General features: G+C 45.0%; 16 protein-coding genes. 2 read left to right on the top strand and 14 right to left on the bottom strand.

Going from position 1 to position 12,479, the window contains the following annotated elements; genetic code table 11:
* Positions 1–9: 9 nt before the first annotated feature.
* From Q1Q15_RS11470 to Q1Q15_RS11420, 11 genes are all read right to left on the bottom strand, one after another.
* Positions 10–957, bottom strand: a complete 948-nt coding sequence (locus Q1Q15_RS11470; RefSeq protein ID WP_300459811.1) for an AAA family ATPase — start codon at positions 955–957, stop codon at positions 10–12.
* Positions 957–1,373 carry a hypothetical protein gene (locus Q1Q15_RS11465; protein WP_300459809.1) on the bottom strand — a complete coding sequence of 139 codons (417 nt, stop codon included), beginning with the start codon at positions 1,371–1,373 and terminating at the stop codon, positions 957–959. Before Q1Q15_RS11465 ends, Q1Q15_RS11470 begins: the two co-directional genes overlap by 1 nt.
* A 291-nt stretch (positions 1,374–1,664) precedes the next feature.
* Positions 1,665–1,934: an ATP synthase F0 subunit C gene (gene atpE, locus Q1Q15_RS11460; RefSeq protein WP_022664077.1), complete on the bottom strand. Its 270-nt coding sequence runs from the start codon at positions 1,932–1,934 to the stop codon at positions 1,665–1,667.
* 74 nt (positions 1,935–2,008) lie between these two features.
* Positions 2,009–2,698 carry a F0F1 ATP synthase subunit A gene (gene atpB, locus Q1Q15_RS11455; protein ID WP_300459805.1) on the bottom strand — a complete coding sequence of 230 codons (690 nt, stop codon included), beginning with the start codon at positions 2,696–2,698 and terminating at the stop codon, positions 2,009–2,011.
* 1 nt (position 2,699) lies between these two features.
* Positions 2,700–3,101, bottom strand: a complete 402-nt coding sequence (locus Q1Q15_RS11450; protein WP_300459802.1) for an ATP synthase subunit I — start codon at positions 3,099–3,101, stop codon at positions 2,700–2,702.
* Positions 3,101–3,319, bottom strand: a complete 219-nt coding sequence (locus Q1Q15_RS11445; protein WP_300459799.1) for an AtpZ/AtpI family protein — start codon at positions 3,317–3,319, stop codon at positions 3,101–3,103. The genes Q1Q15_RS11450 and Q1Q15_RS11445 overlap by 1 nt, the downstream gene beginning before the upstream one ends.
* 96 nt (positions 3,320–3,415) lie before the next feature.
* Positions 3,416–4,465 carry a selenide, water dikinase SelD gene (gene selD, locus Q1Q15_RS11440; RefSeq protein ID WP_300459797.1) on the bottom strand — a complete coding sequence of 350 codons (1,050 nt, stop codon included), beginning with the start codon at positions 4,463–4,465 and terminating at the stop codon, positions 3,416–3,418.
* A gap of 42 nt (positions 4,466–4,507) precedes the next feature.
* Entirely contained in the window at positions 4,508–5,272 is a 765-nt protein-coding gene (pgeF, locus tag Q1Q15_RS11435; protein ID WP_300459794.1) for a peptidoglycan editing factor PgeF, read from the bottom strand.
* Complete coding sequence (gene rfaE2, locus Q1Q15_RS11430) at positions 5,259–5,744, bottom strand: D-glycero-beta-D-manno-heptose 1-phosphate adenylyltransferase (protein WP_300459791.1); 486 nt, start codon at positions 5,742–5,744, stop codon at positions 5,259–5,261. Before rfaE2 ends, pgeF begins: the two co-directional genes overlap by 14 nt.
* Positions 5,737–6,525: a carbon-nitrogen family hydrolase gene (locus Q1Q15_RS11425; RefSeq protein ID WP_300459789.1), complete on the bottom strand. Its 789-nt coding sequence runs from the start codon at positions 6,523–6,525 to the stop codon at positions 5,737–5,739. The genes rfaE2 and Q1Q15_RS11425 overlap by 8 nt, the downstream gene beginning before the upstream one ends.
* Before the next feature lie 56 nt (positions 6,526–6,581).
* A complete protein-coding gene (locus tag Q1Q15_RS11420) occupies positions 6,582–7,070 on the bottom strand; it encodes a DUF3124 domain-containing protein (protein WP_300459787.1) in 489 nt (162 codons plus the stop codon).
* A 278-nt stretch (positions 7,071–7,348) separates the two neighbouring features.
* Here Q1Q15_RS11420 and Q1Q15_RS11415 point away from each other — a divergent pair, with 278 nt between their 5' ends.
* Together Q1Q15_RS11415 and Q1Q15_RS11410 are read left to right on the top strand one after the other, a co-directional pair.
* Complete coding sequence (locus tag Q1Q15_RS11415) at positions 7,349–8,515, top strand: site-specific DNA-methyltransferase (RefSeq protein WP_300459786.1); 1,167 nt, start codon at positions 7,349–7,351, stop codon at positions 8,513–8,515.
* A gap of 179 nt (positions 8,516–8,694) precedes the next feature.
* Positions 8,695–9,252 carry a response regulator gene (locus Q1Q15_RS11410; protein ID WP_300459783.1) on the top strand — a complete coding sequence of 186 codons (558 nt, stop codon included), beginning with the start codon at positions 8,695–8,697 and terminating at the stop codon, positions 9,250–9,252.
* Positions 9,253–9,491: 239 nt separating this feature from the next.
* On the opposite strand, the gene Q1Q15_RS11405 is transcribed toward Q1Q15_RS11410, so the two are convergent.
* Genes Q1Q15_RS11405 through Q1Q15_RS11395 form a run of 3 tightly spaced genes read right to left on the bottom strand, consistent with a single transcriptional unit; the run spans position 9,492 to position 12,392 of the window.
* On the bottom strand, positions 9,492–10,784 hold the full coding sequence (locus Q1Q15_RS11405) for a TRAP transporter large permease subunit (RefSeq protein WP_300459780.1): 1,293 nt from the start codon (positions 10,782–10,784) through the stop codon (positions 9,492–9,494).
* A 12-nt stretch (positions 10,785–10,796) separates the two neighbouring features.
* Positions 10,797–11,279 carry a TRAP transporter small permease gene (locus Q1Q15_RS11400; protein ID WP_300459778.1) on the bottom strand — a complete coding sequence of 161 codons (483 nt, stop codon included), beginning with the start codon at positions 11,277–11,279 and terminating at the stop codon, positions 10,797–10,799.
* A gap of 36 nt (positions 11,280–11,315) precedes the next feature.
* Positions 11,316–12,392, bottom strand: a complete 1,077-nt coding sequence (locus Q1Q15_RS11395) for a TRAP transporter substrate-binding protein (RefSeq protein ID WP_300459776.1) — start codon at positions 12,390–12,392, stop codon at positions 11,316–11,318.
* Positions 12,393–12,479: the final 87 nt, after the last annotated feature.

Here is a 12,479-nt window from a genome sequence, read left to right as displayed (position 1 = left end):
AATGCGCGCTTATAACAGTGCGGAACCGTCTCGTGTGACTTTTCTGACCAGCGCCTTGTAGTCAGCTGCCGCCGTGCATCCGGGGGCAAACTCAAAAATGGACTTTCCATAAGAGGGTGCCTCGGAAAGACTTTCACTATACCGGATCGGGTCACACATATATTCCGAGTATAATTTTTCGAGTTGCGAATAGATGGTCTCAGGCCCCTTTATCCGGGTATCCATAAACGTTGGAACAATATATTTTAAGACAATTTCCTTTCGATATTTCTGAATGGATCCCAGGCTTTTCATAAATTCCGACAACCCCTGCAGCGGCATCACCTCCAATGCCACCGGAACAAGGACTTCCGTCGCATAAAACAGCACATTGACAATCAGCTGATCCCATCCCGGAGCGGTATCAATAATGATAAAGTCATATCGGTGATCCAGTCCTTTCATGGCCTCAGACAAGGTCCATTCTGCCCCGAAACTTTTCCGATCAATAATTCTTTTGACACCGGCCAGGGATTTACCGCCGGCGAGAAGCCAAAGATTTTTCCTGGCCCGGATGATACACTCTTCCGGAGCGAGCTCTTTGGTCAGCAATTCCGTCAAACCGGCTCTTGGTTTTTTCCCAAGGTTATAAGCAGACTGGCCCTGGGTATCGGTATCCACCAGCAGCACTTTATGTCCGGCCAGGGCCAGACCGGCACTTAAATTAACCGAGGTGGTGGTTTTTCCCACGCCGCCCTTACTCAAGGTAACGCAAATCTTTCTGACGGCTGATACGGGTTCGGGTGACGGGGATGCTTCTATTTTCGGATGCATCAGCCGGTCAAGCTGCACAGGAAATTTATGGCCGCAGGATTTACATCTGGCAACAATTTTTTTCCCCAGCAGTGTATTTTGCTTAACACTATCTAAATTGACCTTATGCTTTTTTGCACATTTAGGACAGACGATAATAGCCACTAATACTCCTTCAAGACAGCATCATCTTTTAGCAATTGTTCTTTCATTGTTAAAACGATCTTTGAAATTTGATGGGCCGTTTTTTCGTCCATGTCCATCCATTGAATACCACATTGCCAATTTTCATCAAGGCATGAGGAAAAATGAATGACCTTGCCGTTCAAGGCCTTAATTGATTCATCTGAAATATTGAGCTCGCAATTGCCAATGGTTTGATCAATGGTAAACGTCCCATTATCATCAAGTCCAATGCCAATACCATCCGGACAAATATCCAGTACGGGATATCGTTTATTGTTGATTAGAACCCAGGCCTTCTGACTGTCTTCAACCGGGATACGAAATGATTTACGAACACTTTCAGGAAAACCTGGAATGTCCTTTATCTTCTTGAATTCTAGGGATTGATCCTCCATGAACCCACCTTCCTAATCTAACGACCTGTAAAATTTTCACCTGAATGGTATATCAGATGGTCCTGTTTTACGGAAAAATATAGCAATAATGATAGAGTCAGGCAAGAAAAATCATCACCCCCCCGGCAATTCTCATTATGGTTTTAATCATTGACCAGTGAACAGGGTCAGGCGGGTGTTCTTGTGCTTTTGACCGCCAGACCGAACATACAGGGTAAAAAAAAGGGGTGTAAGAAACGATATCTTACCCCCCTTTTACTACAAATAGCTGTCTAATTTATACGGTATGGCTTAATGTCCGCCCATAGCAGCAATCGCACCCTTAAGCGCAGGATGAGCATACATAAGGATCAGAGCGACAACAAGTGCATAAATACAAAGAGATTCAATCATTGCAAGACCAATCAGCATGTTAACCTGAATTTTACCGGCTGCTTCAGGATTTCTTGAAATACCGCTCATTGCGCCGCTCAAACCCAGACCCTGACCAATACCGCAACCAAAAGCGGCAATACCGATGGCAAGACCTGCTGCCCATACACTACCAACTAGAAATTCCATGTGTTACTCCTTAATATAATTTAATAATATAATATAAAACTAACGGGCTTCTTCCGTTCCCCGTAAAACGCTTATCAATGTGATTCTTCTATTGCACCGGCAATATACATGGTGGACAACAAGAAGAATACAAATGCCTGTACCAGGGCAACAAATGCCCCCAGTGCCATAACCGGAAGCGGCGCCAGGAACATACCGCCCAGTCCCAGGAGAATACCCACAACCAGTTCATGCCCTGCCATATTTCCAAAAAGACGAAATGTAAGGGAAAGAACCCTTGCACTATGCCCAATGATTTCAATGGGGAGAAACAAAGGGATCATTGCCGGAACTGGACCCAGGAAATGTTTAATATATTTGAACCCATGCTGTTGAACGCCGATGACATGACTCCATAGAACTGCGATAAGTGCTAAGCCCAATGTTGTATTGATATTGGCGGTTGGCGGAAAAAACGCGGGAACCAATCCCATGAGGTTCCCCAAAAGAACAAATAAGAATATGGTTAATACAAGCGGATAAGACTTTCTGCCTTCGTCGCCTGTCACGGTGACCATAAATTCTTCAAGTCCTGAAATCAGCACTTCAAATACATTCTGTGCTGTTTTGGGCACCATGGCAATACTTTTTCCTGCAAGCCAGCCAAAAAATATCAATATGATCATCGCCAGCCACATGTATACAACATGTGGATATTTAGCAGCAAATCCTTCCAACCCGATCATCCCGAACAATGACGTAAGTAACAAATATGGATGTTCCACCTTATACCGCCTCCTTGAAAAATAGTCTTGTTAACTCAAGCACAGTAGCCATAAACATGCTTGCCACAACCACCGACAGACCTAACAGCAGGCCCAGCGGATGAACAATATGGTTTGATATAAGCAGGAATATCATCGCCCCGCTTATCGCAAATCGAATATAATATTTTATCAGGACATTGCCCACAAGCGAACGTCCCCGCTCTGATACGACATCGGGTTGAAACATGTTTTTAAGCGTTTTTTTCAAAAGTTGAAAATTAACTGCCGCAATCAATCCCCCGAGAATGATCCCCAAAGCAAATTTCATCGGGGTCATCATGAGACCGATCATCCCGCCAAACAGCAATAACAGCCAGTTTGAAGTGGTGACAAAATTAACTATTTTCTGAATGTCCTGCATTAAAATTTTCTTCCCTTTTTACCCGCCCTGATAATGTTGCTGAATCCGGCGGCAATACCGAATGCCAGTCCGATAAACATTAGAACAGGGCCTGTATCAAATTTCTTATCCAGCCAGACTCCGACAAAAAGACCGATAAAAATAGCAAGCGCCACGGACATCCCCAGGCTGGCAAAATAGCCCAGTTCTCTGAAGGTCTTGCCGGTTTCTTTTTTCATGTCCTACCTTTTATACTCTTTCTGTTGGCTCTCAAAGATCAAATTATCTTGAGAGCAAATACCATATGATGCATCTCAAGTCAACGTGAAAAAACATTAAATCAGGCTCAAAAATCCCGTATCACTCTCCCGGGTAATTTCACCGATTATCCAGGCATTTTGGCCCTGGATTTTCATTCGTTCCACACAGGCAGGGGCATCTTTTTTGTTCAGGCTGATCAACAGACCGCCAGATGTCTGGGGGTCAAACATCAGATCACCCAGGGCCCGGTCAACCCCTGAATCGATTTGGGTCTTTGAATTAAAAAACTCGCGGTTTTTATGGGCACCCGCCGGAACCAGTCCCATGTTTGCAAAATCAATGACATCGGGTAACAGGGGAACTTGCCGGGTAAAAAGGGTGATGCTTTTTTTTGATCCTTTTGCCATCTCCAGCAAATGCCCGGCCAGTCCGAATCCGGTAACATCGGTACACGCATTGACATTAAACTGTCTCATTACGCTTGCTGCCGTCTTGTTCAGCAGCGACATGACGGCCACAGCGTCTCGAATATTGTCTGTTGTGGCAAGCGTTGCTTTTATGGCCGTGGACATGATGCCGGTTCCCACGGGTTTGGTTAAAATAATGGCATCCCCCAGGGCAGCGGCAGAATTGGTCAACACAGCATCCGGATGCACGGTGCCGGTAACGGACAGTCCATATTTGAATTCCGGATCATCCACTGAATGGCCGCCCACGAGAACAGCACCGGATTCATTGATTTTATCACAGCCCCCTTTTAAGGTTTCCGCCAGGACATCCTCCCCAAGATCACAGCAGGGAAAACACACAATATTCATTACCGTTATGGGCTCGCCCCCCATGGCATACACATCACTTAAAGAATTGGCCGCAGCAATCTGACCGAACTCATAGGGAGAATCCGTAATGGGGGTTAAAAAATCCAGGGTCTGGACGAGTGCTATCTGGTCAGTCAGTTTATACACTCCGGCATCATCCGGTGAATCAAGCCCCACCATCAGGTTGGGGTGGCCCTTAATCTCAAGCCCCCCCATAATACGATCCAGTGTCCCTGGATCAATTTTGGCAGCTCAACCCGATGCTTTTACGGTCTGTGTTAAACAGACGGTGGTATTTTTTTTCATTTGGTTTCTCACTTGTTTGAACGTTCTGGTTTAAGTTCCATATCATGCCATACTGATAACACAGGCAAACCTGTCGGTTGTGTTTTCTCCCCGGAAAGAATAAAATTCTTGTGGATGACATTTTGTGCAGATCTTCATATTTTCAATGTGTTCTTTTCTTACCCCCTTATCCATCAGCTGGTCAGCGCTCATTTTCCAAAAATCAAAATAGGGTTTGTCTTTTATTTTATATGTCCATAGTTTTTCCGGGATCTCATCTTTGTAGTTAACAAATTCAGAACAGCAGGGACCAAGGGAAGGAGAAATACCCGCCAGGAGTTGTTCAGGCTGACACCCGAACGCCAGGATCATTTTGTCCACACATTTTCCAATGATATTGTTAATGCTTCCCCGCCAGCCGGAATGAACGTTTGCTATGATTTTTTTCTGGGGATCATACAGCATGACGGCCTGGCAATCGGCCACCAGGATCACCAGAACCACCCCTTTCACATCGGTGATGACAGCGTCTGCCGTATAGACCCTTTTTCCGGCTTCCATCAGGTTATTCAGGTCATTCTTCGTCCATACCCTGATCTGATCCCCATGGACCTGGTTTAAAAAAACAAGGGGCTTTTTTCCCATTTTTTTGACAACCAGATCCCGGCAGACTTCCCTGGCCAGGGGTTCGTCTCCGGAATCCGCAGGGTTCCGCAAATCGATGGACCCGGCAAGGGGTCCCCCCTGCCGGGGAAATATACCATGAACCATATGGGGGTCTTGTTTAAAAAGTGCGAACTCATGCACTCGAATATCAGTTTTTTCCATAATACAATGCACCGATTCGCTGGATAATCTTTGTCGTGGAAATATCAGGTTCCAGAGACACCCTTTGGATACACCCCCCATGCTGTTTTACAAACTGGGCGCCAATGATCTGGTCTTCCGGCCAGTCTGCCCCCTTCACCAGGACATCCGGACAGATGATTTCAATCAAGCGGCCCGGGTCGGGTTCATCAAACAAGACCACGTGATCAATGCATGCCAGGGCGGAAACCACCAAAGCCCGGTGTTCCTGACCGATCACCGGTCGTTTTTCGCCTTTGATGCATCTCACCGAGCGATCGGAATTCAGCCCCAGGATAAGGATATCGCCAAAACCTGCCGCCCGGCTTAAATAGGTAACATGTCCCGCGTGGAGAATATCAAAACACCCGTTGGTAAATACAAGGGTCTTTTTTGCATCCCTGTATTGCCGGGAGAGCTGTTTTATCTCAGAAAAACCGGCCATTTTATCCATAGATCTCTTGTCTCCTGTCCGTCATACAGGGAATCAAGGTTCTGGCGGTTGTCACCAGATCCAGATCGATTTCTGCAAAGGTACTTGTTTCGTTTGCCCCGGCTTTGCTCAGGATTTTCCCCAGGGGATCCACAATCATGGACATCCCGGGAAACCGTAAGTCATCCTCTTTCCCTGTCCGGTTTGCACAGACCATGAACAATTGATTTTCAACAGACCGTGCCGTGACCAATGTGTTCCAATGGGCTTTTCTGGATTCCGGCCACTGGGCTGAAACAAGAATCATTTTTGCCCCCTGCAGGAACAGTGCTCTGGCAAGCTCCGGGAACCGCAGATCATAGCAGGTCATCAGCCCGACCCTTCCAAAACTTGTGTCAAGGGTGACAATCTTATCGCCGGCAGCATAATACAGATGTTCACCTGTCAGCCTGAAAAGATGCAGTTTCCGATATGTCCCTTTTACGCGTCCGTCCACATCAATGAACACCATGGTATTATAGATCTGATCCGTTTCTTTTTCAGGAAGCGTTCCCACAATTGCCATCCGATTCTCACCCGCAAAACGGCAAAGGCTTTCAACGACCTGTTCGGTTTGCGCTGAATGCCGGCTTAAGTGGTCATTGTCAAAGGAGCAGGAGAACATTTCCGGCAGGACAGCAAGCGAAACCTGTTGGGATGCCAGTTCCCCCAGATAGCCAAGGGCTGTCTCCAAATTGGTTTCAATTTGTCCGGCTTTCACATCAAACTGAACAACACCGGCTTTAAATTTCTTTTTCAACATTATCCTTCACCTTTGGTGGACGATCCATTCGTTTGTCGTTGCCGCGCATCACCGTATCAGTCCTTGGACGACATCATGACACGACCGCGGGACAGAAAAGAGATGCCCTGACCGGATTGCGCACCGATCATGATGGATTCAACAATCGGTGGATTCACAAAACGATCCGCGTGCCATTCAACCACAAAATTGGCACCGGATCCGCCGGTTTTGTCTCGTTCCGGTATAACATAGCGGATGGATTCCAGGGGATTTAAAATTTGGGGCGTACTTAATATTTTTTTTAAAAGTTTGCCTTGTGTCTCGTAATAATCGACGGTGGTAATTTTGATGGGATGGTGTAAATCAATATTTCTGATACTTAATGTGATGGTCAACATGAAAGACCTTTCACGATCACCATGGTAGATATGTGAATACGCCGGAACATAAATCATCTGGCCATCAGACAGCCCGTTTTTTTCATCCGCATGGGAAGACCGGGGCAAAAACCACCAACCGGATAACACAAGAATGAAACAAGCAATAGAACAACATTTTTTCATGATGACACACCCCTTTAATCGTCGCTGTTGAAAGGCATGACCCCAAGCATAAATGGCCAACCCTGAAAGTTGAGTTAAATAATGTTCAGATCACACACGATTTTCTTTATGAACAGATAACAATCTTCATAAAAAGTGTAAAGGATAATTCAAACGTCGCACAGTACAAATTTGAATAGATCCCTTGAAAAAACAGGTCAAATACGATACTCCATACAGGTAAAATGGCAACCCCGAAAGTTGAGTAACAATCATTTAACCAACGGTAACCGTCAACAATGCAAACAACCCATACCCTGCTTTTCCAGGATTCACGCCATCTGGATACCATCCCCTCAAATAGTATTGACCTTGTGGTCACGTCTCCGCCCTATCCCATGATTGACATGTGGGATGGCCTTTTTTCCACCCAGGATACAGCCATTGCCAAAGCCCTTAAAAAACAGGATGGCAGTACTGCGTTTGAACGTATGCACAACCAATTGGATTCAGTATGGGATGAAGCCTTCAGGGTATTAAAAAACGGTGGATTTGCCTGCATCAACATCGGTGATGCCACCCGGACCCTGAAGTCTAATTTTGCCATTTACCCGAACCATTCAAGGATTCTTCACCATCTGCTGCAGATTGGGTTTTCCGCCCTGCCTGAAATCATCTGGCGAAAACAGACCAATGCACCCAATAAATTCATGGGTTCGGGTATGCTGCCGGCGGGGGCCTATGTTACTCTGGAACACGAATATATACTGATTGTCCGGAAAGGCGGCAAGCGGGAATTTAAACGAGACCCGGAAAAACAGAACAGAAGAGCGAGTGCCATCTTCTGGGAAGAAAGGAATACGTTTTTCTCAGACATCTGGTTTGATATTAAAGGCACCCGTCAAGGGTTGGTGGACAAGGAATCTAGAAGCAGAAGTGCTGCTTTCCCCTTTGAACTGGCCTATCGGTTGATCAATATGTATTCGGTAAAAGGGGACCGTGTTCTTGACCCTTTTCTCGGTACCGGGACCACCATGGCCGCAGCCATGGCGTCGGCCAGAAATTCCCTGGGATGTGAGATTGATACTGGTTTTGAGGCCCCTATCCTCAAACGCAAGGAAACCATTATTGAGTTGTCCAACAGCATCATGGAGAACCGGCTGACCCGTCATCTCCTTTTTGTTAATGAAAGAATCGCGTCCGGCAAACCCTTGAAGCATCGAAATATCCCCTATGGGTTTCCGGTCATCACCAATCAGGAAAAAACCCTGATCTTGAATGAATTGCTCACCATTGAACATCCCAAGGAAAATGCCATGGCGATTGTTTATGCTGATCATCCCCAAACAGCATTCTGCCGGGAATGGGAACCTTTGGAGCTAGAAAAAAAAAGCCTTGACCCCAAGACAAAGAAGAAGCCGCCATCCCGCAAAAAAACCAGGGACAAACAACGGGAATTATTCTAATGGAAAATTTTCTTTAACGCCTGTAATAGCTTGACTTTTCATCTGTTTTTGATTACTTTATTTAGTTAAGAATAAAAGTAAAAAAACGAATATTTGCAGCTTGAATGGTATAATGACAGAATTATATTAAGACAATCACCAGCAATACCTTTTTATATATTTTAACAAGGAGAAAAACAATGACCCAAACCGATTCTTTTCTCAAAGGCAAACATATATTGGCTGTTGACGATGAATGGGACGTTATTGAAACCATACAGGAAATTCTGGATGAGGCAACGGTGGATGTTGCCCAGGACTATGAAACCGCATCTGAAAAAATTCTCCAGACCCGATATGATCTTGCCATCCTTGACATTATGGGCGTCAACGGGATTCAACTATTAGAAGAGTGTGTAAAAAGAGATATTCCGGCGGTGATGTTGACGGCCAATTCCCTGAACCCTGACTCCTTGATGCAATCCATTAAAAAGGGGGCGATTTCCTATCTATCAAAAGAGCATTTAAGCGAGTTGGATACATTGCTCAACGAGCTTTTGGGAGAAAAAAATCAAGGCAAGCCCATCTGGAAACTGTTGTTTGAAAAACTGGGAAATCATTTCAACAAGCGGTTTGGAAAAGACTGGAAAGAGGATAACAAGGATTTCTGGAATGATTTTGAAAAAAACTGGGAGGTCTCCAGGGGCATCCAGGAAAGACTGTTGCACGATAAGGACATCATCGATAAAGGTATTTAGTCCCCTGGGAATTAAAAGCAAAAGCCGGGATTCAAGACGATGAACATCTTCTTGAATCCCGGCTTTTTTATAGGGTAATAGCTCCCTTGTTATAAACTCAACTTTCTCACTTTAGCTTTAATCTGCGGGGTCAGGCTTTTTTTATGGTGCTTTTTATCACGATTTCATACCCAGACGGGTAAAAAGTGCCATAAAGAAAGCCTGACCCCATATAAAAATGGCCAACCCCGAAAGTTTAGTTATAAGTATCCAAACATCCTGGGCAGGAACAGCACCACTTCAGGAAAATAGGTTAAAAAGAAAAGTACCCCTATCTGAATCGCCAGAAACGGCATGACCGCCTTTGAAACATAAATGATATCCCTTTTTGCCAGGGATCCCGTAATAAACAGACTCACCCCCATAGGCGGTGTGCAGTATCCAATGGCAAGGTTTACCGTCATAATGAGGCCGAAATGCATGGGATCCACATTAAAGGGTCCCAACAGCGGAAGGAAGACCGGTCCCAGAATCAATGTCGCTGAAATAATATCCATGAACATACCGATAATGAGCAGCAGGATGTTCATGGCCAGCAAAAAGACAATGGGGGACTGGATGCTCGCCACAACCACTTCCGCCACCCGGTTGGGAATATTTTCAAAGGTCAGATACCGTCCAAAACAGGTCGCCGATGCCACAATCAGCAACAGGGTCGCGCTGGTGACGGCAGAGCTGACGGTGATGTCTTTGACATCTTTAAAATCAATGGACCTGTAGATAAACAATTCAACAAAGAACGCATACACACTGGCCACAACCGCTGCTTCATTGGCGGTAAACATTCCGGAAAAAATGCCGCCGAAAATGATAACAATGAGCATGATGGCCCAGAAGCCTTCTTTTAAGATTGAATACAGTTGATTAAAACTGGGTGCGGGCAATCTGTTGATATCACTTCTGTTTCTGTAGCGAAGCCAGGTATACAGGCAGACACAGGCAATAATGATCACACCCGGAACAAAACCGGTAATAAAAAGTCCTTCCAGGGATACATTGCTGATCATCGAGTAAAAAATCATACTGATACTGGGGGGGATAATAACCCCTAAATTGGGTGAGGTGGTCATCAACCCCAACGTATAATCTTCATCATATCCGTTTTTTATCAATGCCGGTATCATAAACCCGCCCAGGGCCACCACCGTGGCAACAGTGGACCCGGATATGGCGCCGAACAAACCGCACCCAATGACACCGGCCATGCCCAGCCCCCCGGGCAGCCAGCTGACAAGGGCATTGGCCAGGTTGATCAATTTTTCAACCGTCTTTCCTTTGCTCATGATATTACCGCAAAGGATAAAAAACAGGACCACAACCAGGGCAAATTTATCAAGACTCCTGAAAAGCGTCTGTGCCAATAGGGCCAGGGGCATATCCATGAATACGACAAACCCAAAGGTTGCCGTAAAAAACAAGCATAAAAAAACCGGTACATAGGTTGTCATAAAACCGAGGAGAATACATAGAATAATCAAATCACTGATCTGCATGAGGATCCTTTTTTATTTTGCTCTGAAGTCTTGAATCATGACCTGTATCGTTCGAATAAATACCATAAAGCCCATTACGGGCATTATGGCATAAATAATGACAAGGGGTATTTGCATGATAATCGTTTTTTGATGTGTCACAAACTGCAGAGACGTCATTTTATACCCGTAATACAGCATCATCCATGCAAAAACAAGCATCAGCAGATTGGTATAAAACGTCAATCCTGATTTAAGCTTTGGGAAAATCTGGACAATGGCATCTATCCTGATCATGGCCCGCTGTTTAACGGCAACACTGGCGCCCACAAAGGTTGAATAAATAATGACAATGCGTACCAGCTCTTCACTCCAGGCAAGGGTGTAGTTAAATCCATACCGCAAAACAACGTTGGCAAAGAGAGATAAAAGTGCAGCCATGACAATAATAAAAAGGGTCCACTCTTCAATATCCGTTACAATGGTGTCCAGTTTTTTTAAAATTTTCCCAAGCATAAACCAAGTCCTATTCAGTTTCTGTTATCAATTAACTTATTGTAAAAAATCCTGTACGTCTTTTAAGAAATTATCTGACTTGTAGGTATCGCCAGGATAAAGCTGATTGATTTCAGGGGCATATCGATCGTATGTTCCCTTGCTTTGCTCCAGTAAGGTTGCCATGTCTGCGTCAGAAAGCTGAAAGAATTCAACACCGGCTGCTTTTGCTTTCTCAATATTGGTATTTTCTTCGGTGAGTGATTTTATTCGGCTCTGGGCACAGATATCGTGAACACTGGAGATAAAGGCTTCTCTGATGTCGGCGGGCAGCTTGGCAAGCCAGGCTTTATTGAAAATCCAGATAAACAATCCCTGGGCATAGTTAATCTGGGTAAAATACTTGGCCACTTCAAACTTTTTTGTCACATTACAGACCGTGAGCGTATGATCAAGACCGGTGATGACGCCCTGTTTCAAAGCAACCGGCACATCAGGCCATGGCATGGAAACAGGATTGAATCCCCAGTTTCTGTAGCTTAACTGATTCACGGCAGCTTCTGCGATCCTGAATTTTACTTTTTTCGCATCTTCAATATTTCTAACGGGAATGGTGGTGGCCCAGCCATAGTTTCCATATCCGGTAATATCCAGTCCGGTAATTCCCTGGTGATCCATGGCCATGAGAAAATGATTAAAAATCGTTTTATTGCCGATAAATTTTTCCAACTTGTCAAAAGAGTTCACAAGGAAAGGCAGATTTACAATGCCGAATCTGGGGCCCAGGTTGGTTGACGCCACGGAACTGACACCCATACCCTGGACAGCACCCATTTGAAGCATATTCAATACCTCGACTTCACCGCCAAGAATTGAATAGGGTTTAAAATCCACATAGACCTGGCCGTTTGTCCGTTTCCAGACTTCATCACGAATCTCAAAACCGGCAAGGGTTCCCACTAAACCCGGCGTTGACACATTAGAAACAATGCATCGGTACTTTGCGCCTTTGGGGTCAAAATCCGGTTTCCATTTGTCCAGCGACGGTTTTGCCTTTGCAGCGACCGGGGAGATAAACAAAAATGATCCAACCAACAAGACAAGCAATGATACTAAAACTGTTCGAAGCTTCATACTTAGTTCCTTTCCTAAAATTTAAGTGTATAATTTGTGGTGCAAGCGTAAAAAGCCTTGCACCGGTTTCAACTTTTGGAATCCAAC

Origin of the sequence: Desulfobacula sp. (genome assembly GCF_030145145.1) — a bacterium.
Lineage (GTDB): Bacteria > Desulfobacterota > Desulfobacteria > Desulfobacterales > Desulfobacteraceae > Desulfobacula.
Note: the sequence above shows the minus strand (reverse complement) of the source record. Positions and strands in the feature narration are given on the sequence as shown.

Coding starts and splice junctions, on each gene's coding strand:
- Q1Q15_RS11465 (WP_300459809.1), bottom strand. CDS start 1,373: ATGGAGGATCAATCCCTAGAATTCAAGAAGATAAAGGACATTCCAGGT.
- atpE (WP_022664077.1), bottom strand. CDS start 1,934: ATGGAATTTCTAGTTGGTAGTGTATGGGCAGCAGGTCTTGCCATCGGT.
- Q1Q15_RS11450 (WP_300459802.1), bottom strand. CDS start 3,101: ATGCAGGACATTCAGAAAATAGTTAATTTTGTCACCACTTCAAACTGG.
- Q1Q15_RS11445 (WP_300459799.1), bottom strand. CDS start 3,319: ATGAAAAAAGAAACCGGCAAGACCTTCAGAGAACTGGGCTATTTTGCC.
- pgeF (WP_300459794.1), bottom strand. CDS start 5,272: ATGGAAAAAACTGATATTCGAGTGCATGAGTTCGCACTTTTTAAACAA.
- rfaE2 (WP_300459791.1), bottom strand. CDS start 5,744: ATGGATAAAATGGCCGGTTTTTCTGAGATAAAACAGCTCTCCCGGCAA.
- Q1Q15_RS11425 (WP_300459789.1), bottom strand. CDS start 6,525: ATGTTGAAAAAGAAATTTAAAGCCGGTGTTGTTCAGTTTGATGTGAAA.
- Q1Q15_RS11420 (WP_300459787.1), bottom strand. CDS start 7,070: ATGAAAAAATGTTGTTCTATTGCTTGTTTCATTCTTGTGTTATCCGGT.
- Q1Q15_RS11415 (WP_300459786.1), top strand. CDS start 7,349: ATGCAAACAACCCATACCCTGCTTTTCCAGGATTCACGCCATCTGGAT.
- Q1Q15_RS11410 (WP_300459783.1), top strand. CDS start 8,695: ATGACCCAAACCGATTCTTTTCTCAAAGGCAAACATATATTGGCTGTT.
- Q1Q15_RS11405 (WP_300459780.1), bottom strand. CDS start 10,784: ATGCAGATCAGTGATTTGATTATTCTATGTATTCTCCTCGGTTTTATG.
- Q1Q15_RS11400 (WP_300459778.1), bottom strand. CDS start 11,279: ATGCTTGGGAAAATTTTAAAAAAACTGGACACCATTGTAACGGATATT.
- Q1Q15_RS11395 (WP_300459776.1), bottom strand. CDS start 12,392: ATGAAGCTTCGAACAGTTTTAGTATCATTGCTTGTCTTGTTGGTTGGA.